Origin of the sequence: Microcoleus sp. PH2017_28_MFU_U_A (assembly GCF_020738035.1) — a bacterium.
Lineage (GTDB): Bacteria > Cyanobacteriota > Cyanobacteriia > Cyanobacteriales > Microcoleaceae > Microcoleus.
The window spans coordinates 1-24,883 of record NZ_JAEQCX010000105.1; the positions used below are offsets into that span (position 1 = coordinate 1).

16 protein-coding genes and 1 pseudogene are annotated in these 24,883 nt (G+C 47.6%); 11 read left to right on the forward strand and 6 right to left on the reverse strand.

Annotated elements, in window-relative coordinates; translation table 11 throughout:
• Positions 1-288 precede the first annotated feature (288 nt).
• The 5 genes from JGK14_RS24895 to JGK14_RS24915 all read left to right on the forward strand — a co-directional run bounded on the left by JGK14_RS24895 (position 289) and on the right by JGK14_RS24915 (position 5,389).
• Positions 289-816 carry a hypothetical protein gene (locus JGK14_RS24895; protein ID WP_293213448.1) on the forward strand — a complete coding sequence of 176 codons (528 nt, stop codon included), beginning with the start codon at positions 289-291 and terminating at the stop codon, positions 814-816.
• Positions 817-1,086: 270 nt separating this feature from the next.
• Entirely contained in the window at positions 1,087-1,326 is a 240-nt protein-coding gene (locus JGK14_RS24900) for a hypothetical protein (protein ID WP_293213445.1), read from the forward strand.
• Between the two features lie 230 nt (positions 1,327-1,556).
• Positions 1,557-2,243, forward strand: coding sequence for a hypothetical protein (locus JGK14_RS24905; RefSeq protein ID WP_293213442.1), 687 nt, complete (start codon positions 1,557-1,559; stop codon positions 2,241-2,243).
• 175 nt (positions 2,244-2,418) lie between these two features.
• On the forward strand, positions 2,419-4,029 hold the full coding sequence (locus tag JGK14_RS24910) for a hypothetical protein (protein ID WP_293213439.1): 1,611 nt from the start codon (positions 2,419-2,421) through the stop codon (positions 4,027-4,029).
• A 49-nt stretch (positions 4,030-4,078) separates the two neighbouring features.
• Positions 4,079-5,389, forward strand: a complete 1,311-nt coding sequence (locus JGK14_RS24915; RefSeq protein WP_293213436.1) for an O-antigen ligase family protein — start codon at positions 4,079-4,081, stop codon at positions 5,387-5,389.
• A gap of 60 nt (positions 5,390-5,449) precedes the next feature.
• Here the strand turns inward: JGK14_RS24915 and tatC are convergent, their stop codons facing one another.
• Positions 5,450-6,217 (reverse strand): twin-arginine translocase subunit TatC, encoded by a 768-nt coding sequence (gene tatC, locus JGK14_RS24920; protein ID WP_293224995.1) that lies wholly within the window; start codon positions 6,215-6,217, stop codon positions 5,450-5,452.
• A gap of 853 nt (positions 6,218-7,070) precedes the next feature.
• Positions 7,071-8,024, reverse strand: coding sequence for an NAD(P)-dependent alcohol dehydrogenase (locus tag JGK14_RS24925; protein ID WP_293327462.1), 954 nt, complete (start codon positions 8,022-8,024; stop codon positions 7,071-7,073).
• Between the two features lie 155 nt (positions 8,025-8,179).
• Here JGK14_RS24925 and JGK14_RS24930 point away from each other — a divergent pair, with 155 nt between their 5' ends.
• The 4 genes from JGK14_RS24930 to JGK14_RS24945 all read left to right on the forward strand — a co-directional run bounded on the left by JGK14_RS24930 (position 8,180) and on the right by JGK14_RS24945 (position 13,983).
• Positions 8,180-8,938 (forward strand): SDR family NAD(P)-dependent oxidoreductase, encoded by a 759-nt coding sequence (locus tag JGK14_RS24930; RefSeq protein ID WP_293184092.1) that lies wholly within the window; start codon positions 8,180-8,182, stop codon positions 8,936-8,938.
• A 170-nt stretch (positions 8,939-9,108) separates the two neighbouring features.
• Positions 9,109-10,206 (forward strand): DJ-1/PfpI/YhbO family deglycase/protease, encoded by a 1,098-nt coding sequence (locus tag JGK14_RS24935; RefSeq protein ID WP_293230912.1) that lies wholly within the window; start codon positions 9,109-9,111, stop codon positions 10,204-10,206.
• 169 nt (positions 10,207-10,375) lie between these two features.
• Positions 10,376-11,782, forward strand: a complete 1,407-nt coding sequence (tftA, locus tag JGK14_RS24940; protein ID WP_293184088.1) for a hormogonium tapered terminus morphoprotein TftA — start codon at positions 10,376-10,378, stop codon at positions 11,780-11,782.
• Between the two features lie 185 nt (positions 11,783-11,967).
• Entirely contained in the window at positions 11,968-13,983 is a 2,016-nt protein-coding gene (locus JGK14_RS24945; RefSeq protein ID WP_293184085.1) for a glycoside hydrolase family 10 protein, read from the forward strand.
• Positions 13,984-14,797: 814 nt separating this feature from the next.
• On the opposite strand, the gene JGK14_RS24950 is transcribed toward JGK14_RS24945, so the two are convergent.
• Positions 14,798-15,394: a TetR/AcrR family transcriptional regulator gene (locus tag JGK14_RS24950; RefSeq protein ID WP_293189863.1), complete on the reverse strand. Its 597-nt coding sequence runs from the start codon at positions 15,392-15,394 to the stop codon at positions 14,798-14,800.
• Between the two features lie 159 nt (positions 15,395-15,553).
• On the opposite strand from JGK14_RS24950, the gene JGK14_RS24955 reads away from it, so the two are divergent.
• Positions 15,554-17,155: an MFS transporter gene (locus JGK14_RS24955; RefSeq protein ID WP_325315604.1), complete on the forward strand. Its 1,602-nt coding sequence runs from the start codon at positions 15,554-15,556 to the stop codon at positions 17,153-17,155.
• Between the two features lie 137 nt (positions 17,156-17,292).
• Entirely contained in the window at positions 17,293-17,997 is a 705-nt protein-coding gene (locus JGK14_RS24960; RefSeq protein WP_293213425.1) for a rhomboid family intramembrane serine protease, read from the forward strand.
• A 163-nt stretch (positions 17,998-18,160) separates the two neighbouring features.
• Here JGK14_RS24960 and JGK14_RS24965 read toward each other — a convergent pair whose 3' ends face one another.
• The 3 genes and pseudogenes from JGK14_RS24965 to JGK14_RS24975 all read right to left on the reverse strand — a co-directional run.
• Positions 18,161-21,238 (reverse strand): calcium-binding protein, encoded by a 3,078-nt coding sequence (locus JGK14_RS24965; protein WP_325315605.1) that lies wholly within the window; start codon positions 21,236-21,238, stop codon positions 18,161-18,163.
• Between the two features lie 34 nt (positions 21,239-21,272).
• Positions 21,273-24,575, reverse strand: coding sequence for an Ig-like domain-containing protein (locus JGK14_RS24970; RefSeq protein ID WP_325315606.1), 3,303 nt, complete (start codon positions 24,573-24,575; stop codon positions 21,273-21,275).
• A 124-nt stretch (positions 24,576-24,699) separates the two neighbouring features.
• Positions 24,700-24,883, reverse strand: a pseudogene (locus JGK14_RS24975) (RNA-guided endonuclease InsQ/TnpB family protein); the annotation flags it as partial.

Genomic DNA, 24,883 nt, shown 5'->3' on the forward strand with positions numbered 1-24,883 from the left:
TATTTTTGGGTAAGAAGCTTTCTTACCCTATCTTTTTTGAGGCGATTTGTCTAGAGTTATCTCCCTGTATGCTTTTCAGACGACCTGTCACCCCGTCAGCTCAATCCGTCAAACGTTACTGAGGCTAAATTAGGTGGGAGCGCTCCTTTCCTAACTCTACTAAACAGCACTTTTCAACCAAAAGGCTGGAACTTTATTTCTTCTGATCAGGCATTAGCTGGTTCTTTTAATATTCAGTCCTACACTGCTAATTATGGTCCTATATCTGGTTTTACTAAGGAGGATGTTGTGTGGAGCGATCTCTTACTCACTTATAGTCCAGTAAAATCAGGCGATATCCTTCCCAATCAAGTTAACCCTACACCCCAAAATAACAATCTGCATTGGATTCAATGGGTAGTCAGCAATCATGGATCAAAACTTTATAAGAATGGTCAACTTGAGGATTTAGGTCATGGAAACGGTGATAACAAAATTGACGTTTTGGCAGATGCAGATAGCCCCTTCTATGATGAAAGTTCACCTTTGGCTACGGAAGATAATTTCTACGATAGTCCCTTCCGCTCAGATATCACGGAAAACCATAACTGGGATGCGGAACTCTATTTGGTTGAGGAGACTGCTCCCAAGACTGTCACAATTTATAATGGTATCAAATGGGGTTGGAAAAATACATATACTCCCCCTAAAACCACTAAAAAGTTTTCCGACAGCCTCGCCTCCGGTTTTGAAGTAGACCGTTTTAACCTCCCTAACCTTACCCCTGGTTCAAAATATATAGCTTGGACAAACAACGACCTCCCCTCCAATCGCTGAAACCCCAACACATTTTTAAGTACGCACAATAACTCAGGTTTTCGACTAGGATTTGACGACAACAGTAGCTCTGTAGGCAATGGTTTTGCCTCCGCACTAACGGGTACTGTAGGTAGTAGCGGCAATATCAACCTCGATGTCCGCGCTGCTGGTGGAGGTGCTCGCGGACAAGACAGAGGCAATTACGAACTGTTTGTTGATGTTTACGACCCACAAGAATCGCCGGATTTTAGCTCCGCAGCTAGCGGTGGCGGCGGCTTCGGAAAAGAAATGCGCGGCTTAACTCAACAAAACCCCATCCTTCCCAATTCTCTCCAAAATGGCTGGCAAGTCTTCAACAAAGTTCCCGGCTGCCGCTGGTTTGACCCTCCAACTACTTACGGCTTTGAATTTCAATCTCTAGAAGACACTTTATTTACTGAAATTCTCGATTTCCCTGTGGGCGATGACCAACAATTTACTGTTGCAGTTGTGGTTTGGTACGATGCGACATATTTTGCGGAAGCATAAACAAACTTAATAAGTGCTATTTATTAAGTCGATCGAGCGTCACCCATTTTCCGTATATATGCGGTTGTCAAATTCATATTAAAGTGCGACTTAGTGGTTTTATTGCAGAGGGTCGGGAAACTATCATCTAAAAAATCAGTATTTTTACCGTTTCAACTTTGAGGGAGCAGTCCTAATATATAGTTTTATAGTTAATAAATCACTTTCAGAAAGCAAGGCAGTTTGATGTGATGAAGCACTTTTCCCTATTTTTATTAGTTTTAATTCTTTCCGGCTTAGTGGCATTGAGTCATGTGCCTAAAGAAGTTATGGCGATTGAAGAGGTGGAAAGTGAGAGGGGATATAACTTGACATCTGTAGAATCGACTAACAAGAATGCAGTTGAAATTGATGGCATCCGCTTTGAAATTTTGGTGCCAAATAGAGTATGGTTAATCCCTGAGAATCGACCCGATGTAAATACCTTGATTCAGCTCGCTATTCGGATTACAAACAACTCGCCTTCTCCTATTCGCTTACCTTTTTTCGATCCCCTGCTTGTAATTCCCTTAGAAATAGTGGAAGCCGATGGTAAAGTATTACAAAGCAAAGGAGGTAGAGATAGACTCCTAAACTCTCCGCAACTCGCTTGTCCCTTAATTCAACCAGGAGAACACGCAACTTTTTTCCCGGACACCAAAGTTTTTTGGCAGAAGAATAGTCTGCTAATCGGAGGCTCTGACGGATTGGGGGGGTCGTGGTATTTTGACAACATAAAGCCTGGTGATTATCAAATTAGATTCAGATATATCAGTTCCCGATCTGTAAGACCGTGCTATGACCCTAAAAAAGATGAAGAACACCTAATACGAGAGATTTGGACAGGTGAAGCAACAACGCCCTTTGTCAAGGTTTACGTAGTTTACCCTGGCACATAAATAGCAATTGAGACACAATTTCATATCGATTTCATATCAAGACAGATTTTTCTTCCATACCTACCCTGTTAAGGAGTTGTTAAGAATGCGATTACATCAATACCGGATAGTTTTATTAACGTCCCCTTTACTGTTTGTGCTAACAGGTAGGGCCTGTTTCGCTTTTTCTTTCACAATGCCATCGCAAAGACCAGATTCTCCCTGTACCCAAAGCTCTGTTTATTGTTCTTCAATATCTTATACCCAGCAAGGTATTGGCACCGTAACTACTTATACAACTACTGTGTCGCAACTACCAGTCGGCGGAACGGATGCTTTTTTTAACCTGCTGACCTCATCCGTTTGGGCGCAAAACGGTTGGACATTTAACAAAGCGCCATCAGTAGAATCTTTAAAAGGTCGGTTTGATATTGGGGTGTATATTCCTTTTGTTACACCCAATGTGGGAGCAGAAATACAAGTTCTTTACAACCCGGTCGTTGGTCAAGATCCAGTAGGCACTAATGTTCATTTTATTCAAAGGGTAGTTAATAATCATGCCTATATATCTACCCTTCAAGGAGTCATTAAGCAACCTTACGGAACTCTCGAGAACAAAATTGACACTGTAATAGAGCAGACACAACTAAGTTTTTTAGACCCTCAAAACCCACAAAAGCAAACATTTAACCCTTTTTACGATACCTATGGTAAAACGGTAAGATATCCAAATCAAACAATTCTTTTTCGTGATTACCCTGTTCGAGATGATATCTATAATAACAAAGCTTGGGATGCAGAACTTTACTTGGCTGAGGTAAAAGATCCCCTTAATAAACCCAATGAAGTCACGATATATGATGGTATCTCATGGGGTTGGAAAAGCATATTTACTCCTCCTAAAACCACTAAAAAATTTTCCGACAGCCTTGCCTCCGGTTTTGAAGTAGACCGTTTTAACGTCTCTGACCTTACTCCCGGTTCAAAATATATAGCTTGGACAAACAACGACCTCCCCTCCAATCGCTGCAACCCCAACACATTTTTAAGTACGCACAATAACTCAGGTTTTCGACTGGGATTTGACGACAACAGTAGCTCTGTAGGAAATGGTTTTGCCTCCGCACTAACCGGTACTGTAGGCAGTAGTGGCAATATCAACCTCAATCTCCGTGCTGCTGGTGGAGGTGCTCGCGGTCAAGACAGAGGCAATTACGAATTGTTTGTCGATGTTTACGACCCACAAGATTCACCTGATTTTAGCGTAGCAACTAGCGGCGGTGGCGGATTCGGAAAAGAAAAGCGCGGCCTGACACAGCAAAACCCCATCCTTCCCAATTCTATCCAAAATGGCTGGCAAGTTTTCAACAAAGTTCCCGGCTGTCGCTGGTTTGACCCTCCAACTACTTACGGCTTTGAATTCCAATCTCTGGAAGACACTTTATTTACTGAAATTCTTGATTTTCCTGCGGGTGATGACCAACAATTTACTGTTGCAGTAGGAGATTCGATCCTCGGTAATTTCAGTCCGGGAGATAAATTAGATTTTGTTTCTTTATTGGGTTATCCAGTAGATAATTTTAGAATCACTGGCATTGATTCATTATTTGGCGAAACACCAGAAACAGCATTTCCCATTCAATTAGCTTTTCAGGAAAGGGAAGGAAGTTTCAAGATGCGGCAAATACCCAAGCCAATTGATGCGGAAGCTGTACCGGAACCGGGGAGTATTTTGGCGGCTAATGGAATGCTGTTATGGTTCGCTGCGATGCGGCGTATTTTGCGGAAAAAGCGACAGGATAGTTGATAGTTGATAGTTGACAGTTGATAGTTGACAGCGAACAGCGGACAGTGAAATGAAAAAACTTTACACTTTGCTATATGCTTTTAGTCTCATTCTCATCAACCCTTGGGGAGGTAGCCGCGGCGAAATTTGGACGCAGCCTAAAGTTTTTGTTGTCTTGCTGATTGTGCTTTCAAATTTATCATTTTTATGGGAAGAAAGGAAACTTTTAACTTTTTCCCGGCAGTGGAAAATCTGCCTGGTTTTGTGGGGATTTTTTTTGACTGTGGGAGCGATTTCTACCCTGAAAAGTCCTTTCCCGGAGCGTTCTTTTTGGGGACAAGACCAAATGGGAGACGGCTGGCTGTACTGGCTGTTAATTTCTATTTTTAGCCTCACTAACAGGCTGCTGTTAAAACTGCATCCAGAATTGTTTCGCTGTCAAATGCGGGGTTTGCTGATTGGAGCTGTGGTTGTAGCTGTTAGCGTTTTTCCACAAGTTGTTAGCTGGCAAATTGATTATACTGCTACTTCCGGTCAGTTGGTCGGGAATGATGTTTTGGCTAGTACGATTTTTCGCGGACAGCAGCCGATCGCACTTTACTCGCATCGCGGCCACGCAGCTATAGTATTGACTCTCGCCGCAGTTATTTCTTTGGTTGGTTGGAAGTGGAAGTTAATTAGCGATCGCACTTCCAGTCTCGCTTTATTTCTCATTCTCCCTGCTTTGCTATTTACCAACACTCGAACAGCGGTTATATCTTTAATGATAGCACTATTTTACTTGCTGGGACGGCAATATTACAAACAATTAATCCCGGCTATTTTTATTGGATTGCTGACAATTAGTGCCATGACCTTTACAAGGCCGCTGGACTGGAATCGGGTATCTGTCGCACAAGTAATGTCCAGCCGATCGCCTTTGTGGGAAGTTGCTGTGCGCGGCATTCAAAAACGACCTCTCTTTGGCTGGGGTTTTAACGGATTTGGTATCGCATATCCTTTCGTCGCCAATCCTAATAACATTCCTCAAATCGTAAGTCTCGGTCAGTTTTCTTATGATTACCTGGATATAAACGGACAGATTCGCACTGAAAAAATACCGAGTTATAAAGCTCACAATTGGATTTTGGATACTGCTGTTTCTACAGGTATTTTGGGGCTGCTTGCTTTTTTTACCTTGTGGGGATATTGCTTTTACTCTGTTATTAGGTCGCCGAATATCGGTATTGAAGCTGTGGCGATCGCCTATACAACTTTCGCGATCGCTTGGTTTGAGTCCGCTGAATACGCGCACATATTTTGGTGGGCGCTAAATTTTTCCGAATCGAGATTTCAGAGTTCAAAATTCACACAAGCAAGGGCGGATAGCTCTAGTTTTTGAGCTATCGACCATATTTTTGCTACAACCCGCTCAGCCCAAAAACTACAAAATTCCTAATTTTCACCGCCCCAAAAGCTTCACCAAACCGACGCCGCCAAAGTAAAGAGCGAGCACCGCACCTCCCAAAAGACTTTGCGTCAAAGGGTCAGTAGAAGGCGTTAAAACAGCACCCAAAACAGCCGCACCTAAGATCACATAACGCCAGCCGGAGAGCATTTTCTGAGAAGAAACTATGCCCAAAACGCCGAGCAATACTTGGACGATCGGGATTTGAAAAGCTAAACCCGTGCTGAACATTAACAGCAGTACAAATTTAAAGTATTTGTCGATCGACCACAACTGCTCTACAACATCCGCCCCGTAGGTAACAAAGAAGTTCAGCGCCGCCGGAATCAGAGCAATATAAGCAAATACCAGCCCGCCCAAAAAGAGGAAACTAGAACCCAAAAACACTGGCCCGAGCAACCCGCGTTCTTTGCGAGTCAAACCGGGTAGCACAAATAGCGCTATTTGGTAAAAAATAAACGGACTTGCAATCAGCAAACCGCTGTATCCCGCCACTTCGATAGAAACAAAGAAATACTCACCGGGAGCTAGTTGCAGAAACTTGACGGGCCCGGCGGGTACTTCTAGCAATTGTACGATCGGTTTAACTGTTAAAAAACAACCAACTACACCTATTGCTACGGCAATTAGCGAGTAGAAAAGTCGCTGACGCAATTCTTCTAAATGGTCGAACAAAGACATCTCAACTTCGTCGGGAAGTTCGTCGAGATATTCGTTTTCGAGGTTGCGGGAACCGAGAAAATCATCGGCGATTGGTGCAATGCTATTTTCGGAACTAACTTCTTCAGCTTCTAAGTTTCTGACATCCGTGAAATCGTCGGCGACTGGTGCAATGCTATTTTCCGCGCTAACTTCTTCAGCTTCTAAGTTGCTGACATCCGTAGAATCATCTGCAATTGGTGCAATAGTATTTTCTGTTTCCGCGCTAACTTCTTCAGCTTCTAAGTTGCTGACATCTGTGAAATCGTCGGCGATTGGTGCAATAGTATTTTCCGAACTAACTTCTTCAGATTCTAAGTTGCTGACATCCGTAAAATCATCGGCGACTGGTGCAATAGTATTTTCCGAACTAACTTCTTCAGATTCTAAGTTGCTGACATTCGTGAAATCATCGGTGATTGGTGCAATGCTATTTTCCGCGCTAACTTCTTCAGCTTCTAAGTTGCTGACATCCGTAAAATCGTCGGCGGCTGGTGCAATGCTATTTTCCGAACTAACTTCTTCAGCTTCTAAGTTGCCGACATCCGTAGAATCATCTGCAATTGGTGCAATATTTTCTGAGTTAACTTCTGCACCTTCTAAGTTGTTGACAGCCATCAAATCATCAGCGACTGGTGAAATGCTATTTTCCGCGCTAACTTGTTCGAGGTTGTTGTCGGAATCTTGTTCGGATGTCTCCAAGTCTGAGGGCACAGTCATAGGGAATGGGGAATTGGTAATGGGGAATCGGAAATCGGTAATGGGGCAATTTTAGATTTGTTAATTGTTAATTGGTAATTGGTAATTGGTAATTGTAATTGGTAACTATTAACTATTAACTGTCAACTAAGAGGGCGGGCACGCACCATCCACCGCCCCTACTAATTGTCAACTGTCAACTGTCAACTGTCAACTGTCAACTGACTTCTTCAATGCCGATCGCAATTTTGCCGACAGCGCGGCCAGTTTCGCTGTACGCGTGGGCGGCGGCTACTTCTGGTAAGCTGTAAGTGCGATCGACAATCGGCTCAACTTTATCGGATTCGATTAACTCCCGCAAAATCTCCAAGTCGGCTGGGTTGGCATTGGCTAGAATGAATTTAGCTTTTTTACCAGGAATAAACCAGCTAGTCAACATCGGTGGGAGGTTGTCGAAACTCGGCAAAGTCGAGATATAAACTCCCTCCGGTTGCAGCACTTTTTCGCATTCAGCAAATGTCTTTGTACCGACAGCATCCAAAATTATATCATACTTTTCGGGTTGTTGAGTAAAATCAATTTCTGCATAATCTAGAACACAATCTGCTCCCAAATCCTTGACAAATTCTATATTCTTGGCGCTGCAAACTCCCGTTACTTCCGCATTCATTGCTTTAGCAACTTGCACCGCAAAAATCCCGACTCCGCCGGAAGCACCGTTAATCAATACTTTGTATCCTGCTTTAATTTCACCCAAATCTCTCAACGCTTGCAAAGCCGTTAAACCTGCGATGGGTACTGCTGCTGCTTCGACATGGGTGATGTTGTGAGGTTTAATTGATGCACTCGATTCTGGCACGACAGCGTATTCGGCACAAGCACCGCCAGCGATTGGATTTAAGAATGTATAAACTTCATCTCCGGGTTGAAATTTGGTGACTTCCGAGCCGACTTCTACGACAACTCCCGAGATGTCGGAACCGACAATTCGAGGAAAGTTAAATCCTGTAAGTAGTTGCAGGTGTCCTTGCCGGATTTTCCAGTCTACGGGATTGACGCTGCTAGCGCGAACTCTGACTAACAATTCGTTCGATTTGGCGATCGGCTTTTCTACTTCTCGGTACTGCAATACGTCAACGCTGCCGTAGCGATCGAACACAACTGCTTTCATGGCGATTTTTTTGATTTATTTTTAAGAGGACATTTAATCATGTACAATTATCATATAGCAAATTCTATTTCGCTTGTGAATGGGATTTATTTTTTTTAACCGCAGAGGGCGCAGAGGGCGCAGAGGGCGCAGAGAAAGAGAAAAGAGAGAGAGAAATGATTGATTTAACTGGAAAGGTAATTTTAGTGACGGGCGGCTCGAAAGGGATTGGTGCAGTGACGGTGCGGACTCTTGTTAATGCTGGGGCCGAGGTGATTTTGCATTACTGTCGCAGTCAGGAAGCGGCGGAATCGGTAGCAGCAAGTGTGGCGGGCGATCGCTGTTATTTATTAGCAGCAGATTTGATGTTACCAAACGCGGCCTCTCTTTTGTGGCAAGATGCTGTAAAGTGGCGCGGTCATATTGATATTATAGTTAATAATGCTGGGATTATGCAGTCGGCTGGTATCGAGGACGATTTTGATATTTGGTCGTCGGCTTGGCAGCAAACTCTACAAGTTAATTTAGTTGCGGTTGCTGATTTGTGCCGGGAAGCAATTCTACATTTTAAAACTCGCAAGGTTGGTACGATTATTAATATAGCAAGTCGCGCTGCTTTTCGCGGCGATGACCCGAATTATCTGCACTACGCTGCATCAAAAGGTGCGATCGTTTCTCTAACTCGCAGCATTGCTAGAGGATTTGCGGCTGATAATATTTTGGCTTTTACTGTGGCGCCGGGATTTGTGAGTACGGAAATGTCGGATAAGTTTATTAGGGAGTGTGGCGAAGCACAGATTGTGCGCGATATCCCGATCGGCAAAATCGCCCCTCCTCAAGATGTCGCCAACGCGATCGCTTTTCTAGCATCGGGTTTGGCTGTGCACGCTACCGGAACAACGATCGACATTAACGGAGCCTCTTACGTGCATTGACTGTTGACTGTTGACTGTTGACTGTTGATCGTGTTGCTCTACTATAAAATATCTCTAAAGACTCACCTTAACAGCTTTTAAGAATAACTACTTTATCACTTTAGCCAGATGCTCAAAAAACGAGAAGTGACTTATGTTTAGATAAAAAGATAGCCTGAGGGAAAGTGATTGTGACAACAAATAACGGAACTAACACCAAACGAGTTGCCATACTAATCGAAAATGGAGTAGAAGATTCAGAATTTCTGGTTCCTTACAACGCCTTAAAACAAGCAGGATTTGACGTAGTTGTCCTCGGTTCGCGGACAAACGAAAAGTATGCAGGGAAAAATGGTAAAGTCGCCCAGCAAGCTGACGGAACTACCACTGAATCATTAGCAGAAGAATTTGATGCAGTCGTAATTCCCGGCGGTATGGCTCCCGATACAATGCGGACAAATCCCAATACAGTGCGGTTTGTCAAAGAAGCGATGGAACAAGGAAAAATAGTCGCTGCTGTTTGTCACGGCCCGCAACTTTTGATTGAAGCCGACGCGCTCAAAGGCAAAAATGCGACGGGTTTCTTGGCAATTAAAACAGACATGATTAATGCCGGAGCTAACTACATCAACGAACCTTTAGTAGTTGACGGTAACTTGATTACTTCCCGCCAACCGGGAGATTTAGGAATATTTACCACCGCTATTTTAGCGCGCCTCGGTTACGGCGGTAAAGCAGTTGGTTTGCCAGAAGAAACTGATACGAGTGCAGAATGGTGGAAACTAGCTAATGGTTGGGGCGGCTCGACACAAGCGGACATTGTGAAAGGTTTGAATACCGCCCTCGCAGGGGAACGCTATGCTTGCGAAGCGTTTCAGAATTATGCGGAAAAAACCGGAGATGCCGATTTGCGATCGCTCCTGGCGGAAATGATCCAAAATAAACAGAAACACATCCTCGCTCTCGAAAACCGCCTCAGCGATTTCGGCGAAAAACCCTCAATTCCCGCCCAACTTGCTGACAAATACGCTAAATTAAAAGCCTCGGTGCAAGGAACAGATGAAACCTTCTTGCTGCGGAGCACTCTCGGCGATTTGCAAACAGGTGTTGTCGATATCAACAACCTGCGAGCGAAGTTCACAGATCCGGTATCAACTGACATCTTTACACAGATAGAAGCGGATTTGTCCAAGTGCGAGCAAGTCGTTGCTAAACTCTTCCGCACCCGTGCAGTATCGCAGGAAATTAAGGCACCTAAACCTTCGACTAGCCCCGCTGTCAAAATGTGATCTCCACGCGGATTAACAAATTTGTAGTTGTGTTCGGGGGTGAGAACCCCCACCCAGAACGCAACTACAAGTTTTTGCTGCAATAATAAAATATACGCCTTTGCGGTAAAATAAAAGCCGAGCATAAAAAACAGACATCAAGTAGCTGCAAGGTGGAGATTTTTATTAAATGGCTTCTATTTTTGTTTCAGCAGGGCATGGCGGGTTTGAAGGCAGCGTGCGCGATCCCGGGGCGATCGCATTTGGCACCACCGAATCCCAGGAACTTATTCTCACTCGGGATTTATTAGTACCTGAATTGCGGCAGCGAGGTATAGACACCTTCTCTGTACCAGATACTCTTAGCTTAATCGAAAGTATCGCTTGGATCAATAGTCGCTCTCAGCCGGGAGATGTAGCGGTTGAAATACACATAGACGCTTTTTCTAATCCCCAAGTCCGCGGTGCTAGCGCGTTTTATATTGGTAGCAACCCCAGACGAAAAGCAGATGCAGATTTAATTTTAAATGGCTATTTACGCAGGTGTCCACAAATACCGAATCGTGGCGCAAGAGCAGATACAGAAGCTGGTGTTGGTAGCCTTGCATTCTGTCGGCGCGTAAATATTCCTTCGCTGTTAATAGAACTCGGTTTTTTAACTAACATTGATGACTTGCGAACTATTCAAAATCGCCGCCGTGATGTCGCCCTCGGACTCGCTGACGGACTTGAAGCTTGGTTAAACAATACTCCTTTAAAACCCTTACCGACACCGACACCGACACCGACACCTGCACCGACACCGACACCGACACCGACACCGACACCAAAACCTATAGTTTATCCTTTAATTAATATCCAAATCAACGGTGCGCCCCACGAAGACAAAGGCATTTTGGTCAACGGAAATGCTTTTGTCCCTTCCGAAGTTCTAGACGCTCTCAATGTTAAACCAGAAACAGCCGATCGCCGAATCACCTACAATGGAGTAGTATTCGTGCGGGCTGTCGATTTGCGCGATCGCGACATTTCCGTAACTTGGGATCAGGCCACCACATCAGTATCCCTGCGATCGCGCCGTGATATCCTCTCCGGCGTAGGAAAAATCATGGGACGCGGTTTAACTACCGCCCAACAAATCACAGTATTTCTCACCAAAACAAACAGCAAAGCCCTGGTAATATTTCCCAACCTACCTCAAATTTACGTCCAAGAAGCAGCCGCAGAAGGCGTCAATCACGACGTAGCTTTTTGCCAAATGTGTTTAGAAACAAACTATCTCAACTTTGGCGGTGCAGTCAAACCAGAACAATTCAACTTTGCTGACATGGGAATCGTCAGCCCCACAAATTCCGGCATTTCCTTTCCCGATGCCAGAACAGGAATTAGAGCGCAAATTCAGCACCTAAAAGCTTACGCCAGTACCGAACCAATCAACCAACCTTTAGTTAAAGAAAACGTGCGTTTTCGTTTTGTCAAGCGCGGCGTAGCCCCCACCGTCAACGAACTTGCAGGTCGCTGGAATTCTGACCCTTTATACGGACAAAAAATCATCAATATCATCCGGCTGCTTTACGAAAATGCCAGTTTGCTGTAGTCGGTTGACAGTTGACAGTTGACAGTTGCTATAGCAATTATAGTTGTATTAGTTATTTGTTATTAGTTATTTGTGACTTGCTACTAATAACAAATAACTAATAACTAATAACCGCTCCCCAATGCCCCATTCCCAATGCCCAATGCCCCATTCCCAATTCCCAATTCCCGATTATAAATACAACTATGGTTTCCAGCACAAATCGCTTTTCCGACATTCAAAATCATTGGGCAAAAATATTCATTGATGGCTTAGTAGAAAGGGCCGTAATCAGCGGTTTTCCCGATCGCACTTTTCGCCCCAACAGCAACCTCACCCGGGCCCAATTCGCCGCCATAGTCAGCAAAGCCTTTCCCGTACCCGACAAACGGCCCTACATACCCTTTATCGACGTTCCCGCCACCCACTGGGCCGCCACAGCCATTCAAGCAGCATATAAAAGAGGATTTATCTCCGGCTATCCCGACAACCTGTTTAAACCCGAAAGCCTGATTACCAGGGCCGAAGCATTAGTTGCCTTAGTCAGCGGCATATTTGGGTCAAACGCTGTACCGACAAGCAATCTGGTTCTATCAAACATCTACCAAGACAGCACAGAAATTCCTAATTATGCCAAAAAGGCGATCGTCATAGCAACCCAATCCGAAATAGTCGTCAACGCCCCCAACTTAAACCTATTAAATCCCGCCGGAAACGCCACCAGAGCCGATGTAGTCGCCTGGGTTTATCAAGCATTAGTATATCTCAAAAGAGCGCCACAAATATACAATCAATATATTATAGTTCTCAGCAAAGTTCCCAGGCCGCAAGTTTACGTCAACCACCAGCGAGAATTTCGCGGAGTTTGGATAACATCCGTGTGGAATATTGACTGGCCATTCAGCAACAAACTCTCAACAGAACAGCAAAAAGCCGAACTCCTGAAAATCCTGGACAGGCTGCAAGAAATGAATTTCAATGCAATTATCCTCCAAATTCGAGCTGCGGGCGACGCCCTTTACGCCTCAGAATTAGAACCTTGGAGTGCGTGGCTGACAGGAACTCAAGGAAAGCCACCGCAACCTTACTATGACCCTTTAATATTTGCCGTTACAGAAAGCCACAAACGCAACATCGAAGTTCACGCTTGGTTCAATCCGTACCGCGCCAAAGTTTCCACTCAAACCCCTCCCAACGTCCGCCCGCACCTCTCAGTTACCAATCCCGAATGCGTTTATCCGTGGGGCGACGACTTGTGGATGGATCCGGGAATTGATTTAGTTTTAGACAAGACTTACAACGTAATTTTAGATGTAGTTAAGCGCTACGATATAGACGGCGTTCACTTCGACGATTATTTCTATCCCTATCCCATTGACGGTCAAGAATTTCCCGACAGCAAGATTTACAATAGTTATATTTCTAGAGGCGGCCAAATGAGTTTAGGAGACTGGCGCCGCGAAAATGTCAACAAATTAGTTAGAAGACTCGGACAAGGAATTAAAACAGTCAAACCCAACGTAAAATTCGGCATCAGTCCCTTCGGTATTTATCGACCCGGACAACCACCACAAAGTCGCGGTTTAGACGCCTACGAAACACTCTATGCCGACGCCAAAAAATGGTTAGAATCAGGTTGGGTAGATTATCTAAATCCTCAACTTTACTGGCGCATCGATCAAACAGCTCAAAGCTATCCAATGTTGCTGGAATGGTGGCTGGAAAACAACCCCCAAAACCGACATATTTATGTAGGAAACAACTTAGGAAGACTTGACGGCAACAAGTGGACTGTGCAGGAAATAAACAATCAAATTGAGATTACGCGCAACTCTAAAGACAGCTTAGCTTTAGGCAATGTTTTCTTCAGCATGAAAGCATTTAGCGACAACCGCCAGCAAATCTACGATAATTTTAAATCCACTACATACGCGCAACCCGCACTCGTTCCCGCGATGCCTTGGCAAAATGGAAAGCCGCCGGCCCCTCCAGTATCAGTGGTAGTACAAAAAGTGGGGAATAGCAATGTTTTGCAGTGGAAAAATCCCGTCGATAAAAACATCCGTTCTTGGACGCTTTATCAAAAGAATGGTGATAGCTGGAAACTCATCAAAATCATCAATGCAGACACCGTACAAGTAACGGTAGGAACGGGAATTTATGCTTTGTGTGCGGTTAGCATAATGGCCGTAGAAAGTGTCGGAGTTTTCATAGAAATCTGAGGATAAAACATAAAAATATTCCTGATATCAATTCCGGTTACATCGGGATGATATAAACGGAGGAAACGGCACTGCCGTTTCCCTACCTCGATTAATTGCAGGGAAACGGCAGTGCGGTTTCCTCATTGTGGGTAATATAATTCAATACCGTTTACTTAAGACTGCCCTGGGGTAAAACCCTATGAAAAATAGATACTCTTGTTTGCTTCGTTCCTCGCAATGACAATCTTAAGTAAACCGTATTGATCTATATGTAGCGTATTCGAGGTTTGTGAAGTGTAGGGACACTCCGAGAGCCCATAGGTGTCAACTTAAGGTCAAATCCAGTCAGAGATTGCTGTTTGACTATTAAATCTAGATCCCCCCTAGCCCTCCTTAAGAAGTAGGGTGGTTTTATTGTCAGGATAGGAAATATAAAACTACCAAAAGTATCGCTCAAATGTCGGCTCGCGTTTGGGCCAAGGTACGTAGTTGCGCTTTTAGCGCTCTTTCCTAATATTATAAGGAGCGCTGAAGCGCAACTACGTACCTAATTTGTCTGAGGACAATAAAACCGCCCTACCTAGCCCCCCTTCTTAAGGGGGGGGACAAGAACGTACTCAAAGTCCCCCTTCTTAAGGGGGATTTAGGGGGATCTGGACTATGGTAAAAACGACATTTATCAAGGCTTTCAGGCTTAAGTTGACACGCCTTGGGCAGTGCCGTGTCCCTACGGGGAGCGAGTGTACTTCATAAATGTGGAATTTGCTGTATGTTGCCAAACTTGCGGACAAGTTGAATAGAGACAGATCCAGCGATCGTTCAACTTTTTGAGCTACTTTAAAATCATCCCAAACATAAACTGAATATAGTTCTTCAGCGGAGCATCACTTTTGCTCAGTTTCATTTGCAACAAAGCACCTTCCCAACTATTTAAACAAAACTCTGCTAAGTCTTGAGCCTTTTGGTTTTTGGAGATTTCACCCGCAGTTTGGGCAGCTTCAATGCACTCAGCAAACTGATCTCGCCAGCGATCCGTAGCTTCTTGCAACCGCAGGCGAAAGCGATCGTTTTGATCGGCCATTTCTTGGCTGAGATTGCCAAACAAACAGCCTTCTCGGTATTGCAGAGTTTCAAATTCCTCTAACTTAAAGGTAAAATAATGCTTCAGCCGATTCAGAGGAGTGAGATTGATATCACCTAAATACTGTTCGACAATGCGATCGTGCATTTGGGAATCGTACTCGATGATTGCCAAACCGAATTCTTCTTTGCTACTGAAGAAGTGATAGAAAGAGCCTTTCGGAACCCCTACCGCTTGCAAAACTTCCTGAATTCCGGCGTGATTGTATCCTTTTTCCACAATGATTCGTCGCCCTGCTTTAATCAGAGCAAGTTTGGTATCTTCTTTGATGGCAACTTTTCCACTCATAAACAATGTTACTAGACCAGTCGTCTCGCTCGACGTTTTGAGATTAGCCTAATTTTGATGATTTTGTCAAGAAGGAGGGGCTTTAGTCATGGTATTAAAAAAACAATAATTTCAGGTGATGTAAGATAAAGTTCGATCGCAAACTCTCCCTATCCAAACATGAGCGCCACCGCACCAAAGCCCGCCTCAATGTGGAGTCCCCTAGCCCAGCCCGTATTTCGAGCTCTCTGGCTAGCCTCGGGAGTTTCCAGCATCGGCACCTGGATGCACGATGTAGGGGCCTCCTGGCTGATGACATCCCTTTCCCCCTCGCCCTTGCTAATCGCCATGATGCAAGCAGCATCCAGCTTGCCATTTTTCATGCTAGCGCTACCTGCCGGCGCGATCGCCGATGTAGTCGATCGGCGCCGCCTGCTACTATTCACCCAAGGCTGGATGCTTGTCGCCGCCGCACTTTTGGGAATTCTCACCGTTACGAACCTCACAACTCCCTGGATACTGCTAGGATTAACCTTTGTTATCAGCATCGGCAGCGCCGTAAATATGCCCGTTTGGCAAGCAATTACCCCCGAATTAGTTGCCAAAGAACAACTGCCGTCAGCAGTAACATTAAGCGGAATTGTCATCAATTTATCGCGATCTGTAGGCCCCGCTTTAGCAGGAATCATCATCGCTTCCGCCGGCACTGGCTTCGTATTTTTGCTGAATGCAGCTTCCTTTATCGGAGTCATTCTAGTCATTTATACGTGGCAGAGAAAGCCCCAAGAAACAGCTTTACCCGCAGAAAGATTTATCGGCGCAATGCAAGCCGGAATCCGCTACGTGCGCTATTCTCCACCTTTTCAAGCAGTCCTGATCCGCGCTGGGGCATATATTTTCTTTGCCAGCGCTTTGTTTGCCATGCTGCCACTTTTGGGTCGCCGAGAATTAGGTTTGGATGCTTTTAAATACGGGATAATTCTCGGTTTTTGGGGAATCGGTGGGTTAGCCGGAGCATTTATTTTACCCAAAATCCGGCAGCGAATTTCGACTGATTTGTCGGTAGCAGCCGCATCGGCGGTGTTTGGAACAATGATGCTGGTATTGAGTTATGCGCGCAATTTTTATGCAGTATGCGCGGCGATGCTGGTGGTGGGATTGTCGTCTTTGACAGTGATGGTAAGTTTGAATGTAGCTGCTCAAACAGCCGTTCCTACATGGGTGCGGGCGAGAGCTTTAGCGACATATTTGTTAGTGTTTCAGGGAAGCATGACTTTAGGTAGTTTACTGTGGGGAACCATTGCCCAGCAAGCAGGAATTTCTGTTAGTTTACAGATTGCAGCAGTTGGAGCGATCGCGACTACAGCCCTCGCCACTCGCTACCGTCTCCGATGTGCGGAAAAAATGGATTTAACATCTTCCCTGCACTGGCAGCAACCAGCCCACTCTTTTGAACCATCTCCCAACGACGGCCCGGTATTAATTACTTTAGAATACTGCATCGATCCGGCCGATGCAAATAGTTTTAAACAAGTAATGCAAGCACTAAGTCGCACCAGGCGGCGCGACGGGGCGATTCAGTGGGGATTGTATCAAGATTTATCCCATCCCAGCCGATTTGTAGAAACGATAATTGTCGAATCTTGGGCAGAGCACAAACGCCAATTCGAGCGAGTCACAAATGCCGATCGCGCGATCGAAGAAACAGCCCGCGCTTTTCACATCGGAGACACCCCCCCCAAAGTTTCCCAAATGATTTACGGCAATCCTGACAATAGATAAATTCTAGAGACAACCAACTGACTAATAACTAATGACTGCTGACTAATCCTAATAAATTCTTCCTTCCGACAGAAGACTTTTGGCCTGCAAATACGATATCGTGTTGCCAATATTTTGATGTTGAGGAGAAAAAAACTGTGGTTCCCTTACGCGATGACAATCCCACCAGTATCACTCCCTACGTTACCTTCGGACTGATTGCTGCCAACGTATTAGTGTTTTTGTACGAACTCAGTTTGGGCGATCGCCAATTAACGCAATTTTTCTACTCTTGGGCGGTCGTTCCTTGCCAGTTAAGCAATATGTGTCGGGTGTCTCTGCCAGTTTCGCCATTTCCCGAATGGACGACACTAATTAGCTCGCAATTCCTGCACGCAGGCTTTCTCCACATTGCCGGAAATATGTTATTTTTGTGGATTTTTGGTAACAACGTAGAAGACCGTTTAGGACACGTAAAATATTTAATATTTTACCTTACTTGCGGCGTTTTAGCATCACTAACTCAGTGGTATTTTTCCTCATCATCGGCTATTCCTTCCCTGGGCGCTAGCGGCGCGATCGCAGGCGTGATGGGCGCATACATTCTCAGATATCCCCAAGCCAAAGTTCTTACTTTACTACCTCTGGGCATTTTTATTACTACAGTCAGAGTTCCCGCTTTCTTCTTTCTCGGATTTTGGTTTGCACAGCAAGCATTGAGCGGCTTAGCTTCCTTGAATGCGCCGGCAAGTGTGGGCATGGAATCCGGGGGAGTTGCCTATTGGGCTCATGCCGGCGGCTTTGTTTTTGGCGCGATTCTCGGCCCTTTATTGGGACTTTTTTCTGATGAAAATCCGATTTAGATAGGACGTACAGTTGAAACCGCGTCTACACAAACAAAGTCCGCCTCCGCGGACTGAAGAAAATAACGTAATTTCAACAGCCCGCTGTTCTACTCTTCAACCCACGGAGGTGGGTTTTGTTTGTATAGAGGCGGTTTCAACCGCGAGCGTCTTCTATCTATTCCTAGATAAACGTGAAGTCAAATCCCGAAAGAGAAGAAACCCCTGTTACACCATTTAACTTCGCCAAAATGCGAGAATCGTTGCCGGCGAGGTTGTTGCCATTGCCGTCATAAATGATGTAAGTATTGCCGCCGGAATCGTAGGCAAACAAAAAGGCACTTCCTCCCAGAATATTTGCAGAAACAGTTGTCTGCACGTTCAGTAGAACTAGAGTGCCACTATTGAGATTTGGGAATCCGGGGGCAAAGTTAAACTGATCGGCGATCGGCACACCGAGACCGGTAAAATCAGTAATCACATCGTATCCGCCCGCAGCGATCGCAGCATTGATGGCCGCCGAAGAAGCCGCATCAAAGGCCAGCCCGCCATCCGCAGGACTGGTATAGCGGAATTGATTGCTACCACCGCCACCCGTCATGGTATCTGCACCCAGGCCGCCTACGAGCACGTCGTTATCCAAACCGCCGTTCATCGTATCGTTGCCGCCTTGGCCGTCAACAGTATCTGCCCCTGCAAAACCGTTCAAATTGTCCGGCAAAGAACCACCAACCAATTTGTTAGGCCCGCTATCCGCCGGCAAGATTGAAACGGCGATCGTACCTGTGCCCGGAAGTGTCCCGAATCCGTCGCTGACGCTGTAGGTGAAAGTAGTTGTACCCGCTACGTTGCCGGGGATGAACTGCACCTGAGTGCCGAGATTCACAGCTATGCCCAGTTTTGGCGTGCCGACATTGATAATGCTGAGTGGCCCTTTCTGCGGGCTGGAATCGTTGGCGAGTACGTCGATGAATGTCGGCAGCAAATTATTCGTATTCGTAAATACGATGCCGTCATCGCCAAGCACCGGCGGCAAGCTAGTCGGAAGGGTTGACGATGTATTGAAAGAGTTGATGTTAATCGCGACTGAGGCTGCCGCCGTGCCACCTTGATCGTCCGCTACGCTGTAGCTGAAGGAACCGGCTGACCCGATTACATCAGTTTTAGGTTGGAATTGCAGGCCGAGTAATTCCTGAACTGTCAGTTTTTGGTTCAGGGCGATCGGAGTTGTACCGACAACTACTTGACCGAAATTCGGATTGGGCACTCCGATTACTCCGATCGACAATGGTTGGCCCTCTGGATCTGTCGGCTGCGAAATACTTAGAGACAGAGGCGAATTCTGCAAAGCTGTCAGCGTTTTACCAGTTTCGACGATCGGCAGTTCGTTAGGAGTCGGAGTGGTAAAACTCGGCGGAACTGGCCCACCACCGAAAGGCGGAGGAGTTGGGGTTGTCGCAGTTGGAGTCGGGACAATAGAAGGACTCGGACTCGGAGTTGTCCCCGGTGATGGAGTCGGACTCGGAACCTGTGTCGGTAATGTCCCCGGCGACGGAGTTGGACTCGGATTTGTCCCCGGTGATGGCGATGGAGTCGGAGTCGGACTTGTTGCCGGAGTCGGACTTGTTGCCGGAGTCGGACTTGTTGCCGGAGTCGGACTTGTTGCCGGAGTCGGACTTGTTGCCGGAGTCGGACTCGTTGCCGGAGTCGGACTCGTTGCCGGAGTTGGACTTGTTGCCGGAGTTGGACTTGTTGCCGGAGTCGGACTTGTTGCCGGAGTCGGACTTGTTGCCGGAGTTGGAGAAGCAGTTGTCCCCGTCGGTGGCGGTGTCGTAACAGGTTTTGTCCCCGTTGAGGGTGTCGGGGAAGCCGTTGTCCCCGTTGGTGTCGGGGAAGCCGTTGTCCCCGTCGGAGTTGGAGAAGCCGTTGTCCCCGTCGGAGTTGGAGAAGGACTTGTCCCCCTCGGTGTCGGAGAAACACTTGTTCCCTGAATAGTAAAGGGATTATCTTCTACGCGCGGTATTCGAGCCGTAGTGAACCTAGATTCATCTAGCGAACCAGGTCGCACATCAACCAACACCGCCAAAAATTCGCCAGTTTGCTTGTCCTGAATAATCGTGTTGCTAGAATTCGAGCCTTGACCCTGGAAGATGTTTAACTGTGTAAAGTTCAGACCTCCAGCCAAGCCGATCGAATCTCCTGCCTTAAAATCTCTGATTAAATCAGCATCACCGATCTCGCGGCCGCCAGTAGTCAGAAACCCGCTACTAGAAACCGACGTACCCACCCTACCGAGAACAAAGATATCCGAACCCTCGCCTCCTGTCAGAGTATCAGACCCGCGATCGCCCGTCAGAATATCATCCCCAGCATCTCCAGACAGAGCATCATTGCCATCTCCTCCAAATAGCAGGTCATCACCCTCGCCACCCTCACCAGTATCGTTACCAACACCGCCGCTGATGACATCCCCACCGTCGGCGCCCAAAAGAATATCATTGCCCGCAGCGCCGATCAGGCAGTCATTGCCCGTGTCGCCAAAAACAGTGTCACTGCCCTTGTCGCCAAAAATCAGGTCGTCTTCCGCACCTCCGCGCAGACAGTCATTGCCTTTACCGCCGTACAGCGTATCGTTGCCTTCCGAACCCAAGACAACATCGTTGCCCTGGTCGCCAAAAGCTGCATCGTTGCCCTGGTCGCCAGAAACCAAGTCATCGCCTTTGCCGCCCCGCACGGTGTCATTACTGCGCCCGCCTTCAACGATATCTTTACCAGCGCCACCATTGAGAGAATCGTTACCGTCTTCGCCCCTGATGATATCGTCCCCGTCCCGACCCAGAATCGTGTCGTCCCCGTCGCGCCCGGAAATCGTGTCGTTGAACAAGCTGCCGATTAAATAGTTATTCCCGTCATTGGCGACAACTACACCATCGACAAACAGCGGCTGTGGGGGAGGCGTGGGTACAGTCGGAGTTGGTCGAGGCACCGGTACGATCGAAATCCCCGGGCCTGTCCCCATCATCGTCGGAGTTGTCCCCGTCATCGACGGAGTTGTCCCCGTCATCGTCGGAGTTGTCCCCGCCATCGACGGAGTTGTCCCCGTCATCGACGGAGTTGTCCCCGTCATCGACGGAGAAGTCCCCGTCATCGACGGAGTTGTCCCCGTCATCGACGGAGAAGTCCCCGTCATCGACGGAGTTGTCCCCGGCGACGGCGTAGGAGTGGTCTCCGGTATAATAATTACTGGTACTGCACTGGGCATTTTTCGGACTCCTTGCGACGCTACTCAAAAACGACTAGATAAACTTAAAGTCAGAGGCAGTAATGACGGTGCTAAGAGCTCCCGGCACTGTAGGAATAGAATTCAACACTGCCAAATCGAAAGCTGGGAGACTGTCGTCTGCCACATTCGGGTCAAAGCCAAGAACATACTGGTTAAAAGTATTGTTCAGGTACACGAAGAAAGCTCCAGTTTTGCTCGAACCGTTTTGATTCTTCAACACTGCATTGATTGCTTGAGCGTTGTCAAATTTAGATTCAAACAAAATTACTTCTTGCTTGCTGATGTTGTCGCCGCCACTGCCGATATTCCTGACGATAAAACTGGTGAAATCGTTAGTAGTTCCCGAGTTGGTTAAACCTGCGAAATTTGACGACCTGAACAAGAATCTGTCGGTGCCGGTGCCATTAGCATTAAAGTCAGTAATGATATCTACACCTTCACTCGGAGTTTCGTAGTAGAAGAAATCATTACCAGCATCGCCGGTGAGCAAGTCAGAACCGTTCCCGCCGCCCAAAATATCATTGCCCGCACCGCCGGAAAGCGAGTCATTGTCATCGCCACCCAATACCAAGTCGTTGCCGAAGGCGCCGCTGAGACAGTCGCTACCGGCGCCGCCGTCTACAGTGTCGTCGCCCGCTTCGCCCAACAGGGAGTCGCCGCCGCCCTCGCCTAATATGTAGTCGTTGCCCGCACCTCCGAGTCCGGTGTCGCTGCCTTCTCCACCTAAAATGGTGTCTTCGCTATCGCCGCCGGAGATAGAATCGTTATTGATACCGCCATCGAGCAAGTCTCTGCCGATGCTGCCATCGAGGATGTCGTCGCCGGCACCGCCCTCGATCGAGTCGTCGCCAATTCCACCCAATAATGTGTCGGTGCCGCTGCCTCCAAGTATCGAGTCCTCGCCGGCTTCTCCCAATATCGAATCATTCCCAGCGCCGCCGTCAATGGTGTCGCCGTTGTCACCGCCCGAGATGATGTCATTGTCATTGCCGCCGAACATCAAATCGTTGCCCAGTCCGCCAACTAGCGAATCTATGCCATCTTCGCCATTGATGGTGTCGTTGCCCAGTCCGCCGTCGAGGTTGTCGTTGCCGATCGAACCCAGCAGCGAGTCATTGCCTGCATCACCGAATGCAAAGTCGTCGCCGCCCCTGCCGTCGATGATGTCGTCCCCGGCACCGCCTGAGATGGTATCGTTGCCTGCCCCGCCGATGATGTAGTCGCTGATGTTGCTGCCTGTAAAGCTGCTGGCAGGAAGTGCGGTGCGATCGACAATATTATCTACCACCGTAATGCTGAAGGATGCCGGCCCGATCTTTGAAGACCCGTCGGAGGCTGTAAACGTGAAACTGTCGCTGCCACCTCCTGCTAACAAGTTGTATTTGACAATGTTGTTGTTGACATCGTCTTGGCTAAATTTGCCGCCCACGTTGAGAAATGTGGTGCCCCTTTGCACAAAACCTCTGGTAGCGTCGGGGGCTTTAGTAATCGTGTAAACAATTTCCGATGGAGGGTTGTCGGGATCTGTCACCAACAAATCGGCGGCGGTGATTGTCTGAGTCGGAGCACTTTTGGCAACCACCACACCATCGTTAATAACTAGCTGTGGGGGGTTGCTGACGTTGATAGTTACTGTTGCCTGAGCAGTGCCGCGGTTGCCGTCTGAGATCGAGTAGCTGAAGCTGTCAGAACCAGAGAAGCCAGCATTTGGGGTGTATTGGAAGTCGCCGCCGCCCAAGGGAGTCAGAGTTCCTTTGGCTGTTGGGGTAAAAGTCGTAACCGTCAAAGGGTTCTTGTCTGCATCGGTGTCGTTCAACAGAACGTTGAAAGTGAGACCTTGACCTGAAACCGTAGTGAAGTTGTCGTTAACTGCGACTGGAAGCTGATTGACAGGTGTCGGACTCGGACTTCCTGTCGGCGTCGGACTTCCTGTCGGTGTCGGGCTTCCTGTCGGCGTCGGCGTTGGACTCGGACTTGCCGTCGGCGTGGGGAAGATTGGCCTCGGACTCGGCGTCGGAGTGTCTGTGGGAGTCGGAGTGTCTGTGGGTGTGGGAGTCGGACTCGGTGTCGGAGTTGGTGTGGGAGTCGGACTTGCCGTCGGTGTGGGAGTCGGCGTCGGACTCGGAGTCGGCGTCGGAGCTGGTAGTGGGGTGGCGCTGCCTGGAACTATGGGGGCAATTACAAATGAGCTGCGTCCCAAGGTTCTGCTGTCTACTCCGGGCAATACTGCTAAAAAGTCGCCGCTGACGCCGTTGCGAATAATGGTGCTGCCGGCTTTGCTGTCGGTGCTTTGGAAGATTACCAAATCTTCAAACTTGAGGTCGCCGCTCAGCCCGATCGCATCTTCACCTTGGCGAAAGTCTGTGAAAATATCAGCATCGGCGATATCCGGGCCGCCTGTGGTGAGAAATGCTGGGTTAGTGCCGTTGCTGCTGCTGCCACCGGGGGTACTGAAGGTACCGATAACGAAGACATCTCTGCCTTCGCCTCCTGCTACTATGTCTTTGCCTGCTTCGCCCCAAAGAATATCGTTGCCAGCACCACCGTCCACGATGTCGTCCCCAGCACCGCCGAACACGATGTCATCGCCGTCACCTGCAAAAATGGTATCCGCGCCGCCATTGCCGTAGAGCCAGTCGCCTCCTTCGTTGCCAAATAGCAAGTCTTCGCCTTCGCCACCGAAGAGCGAGTCATTACCTTGATCGCCCCAGAGAACGTCATCGCCGCGATCGCCCAAAAAGCTGTCGTCGCCCAACCCACCGCGCAAGCTGTCGGTGCCTTTGCCGCCGTAGGCTGTATCTTTGCCTTCGCCTCCAATTACCGTATCGTTGCCGTCATTGCCGTACAACAAATCGGGGTTATTTCCCCCGTCGAGGGAATCGCTGCCTTTGCCTCCGTACAGGGTATCGAGTCCTGAACCGCCGTCGAGCACGTCGTTGCCGGGGCCACCAAACAATACGTCCTCATCATCATTGCCAAAAACTAAATCATCGCCACCAGATCCTTGCAGGTTGTCGTTGCCTTGCAGCCCGGAAATCACGTCGGGGCCGGGACTGCCAACTAACGAGTCGTTGGTTTCTGTTCCCCGAAGTACGCCCCCGATGATTGAGGGTACGGTACCTTTTCCTCCGCCCAATGTGTCGTCTATGCCGCCAAATGTGTCGTCGGAAGGCCTTGGCGTCGTCGGTGTCGGCGTCGTCGGTGTCGGCGTCGTCGGTGTCGGCGTCGTCGGTGTTGGTGTCGTCGGCGTTGGCGTTGTCTCCGGCGTTGGCGTTGGCGTTGGCTCAACTATAATAATTGGTACTGCACTGGGCATTATTTTGGCTCCTTATCAAAGACGATCCCGATTAACTTTAAGAAGTGATTAGTATCAGCTTGTTGCCACAAATCTGGCCTAAAATTGATTATTGACACTCCCCGGTCTGAAGACGCGGGGATTCTTAAGGACAAACTTTGGGGGATGAATCCGCCCAAAGTTTAATTCTTAAAGGGTTAGTCAGTAACCCGCTACCCACTCGCTCAACTATTGAGTCTATGGCTACTTTTGATTTCCTAATGATGTTTGCCGCACCGTTAACATCTGCATTCAGAATTGATTTCTGAGCAGAACGGTATAAACCTCGT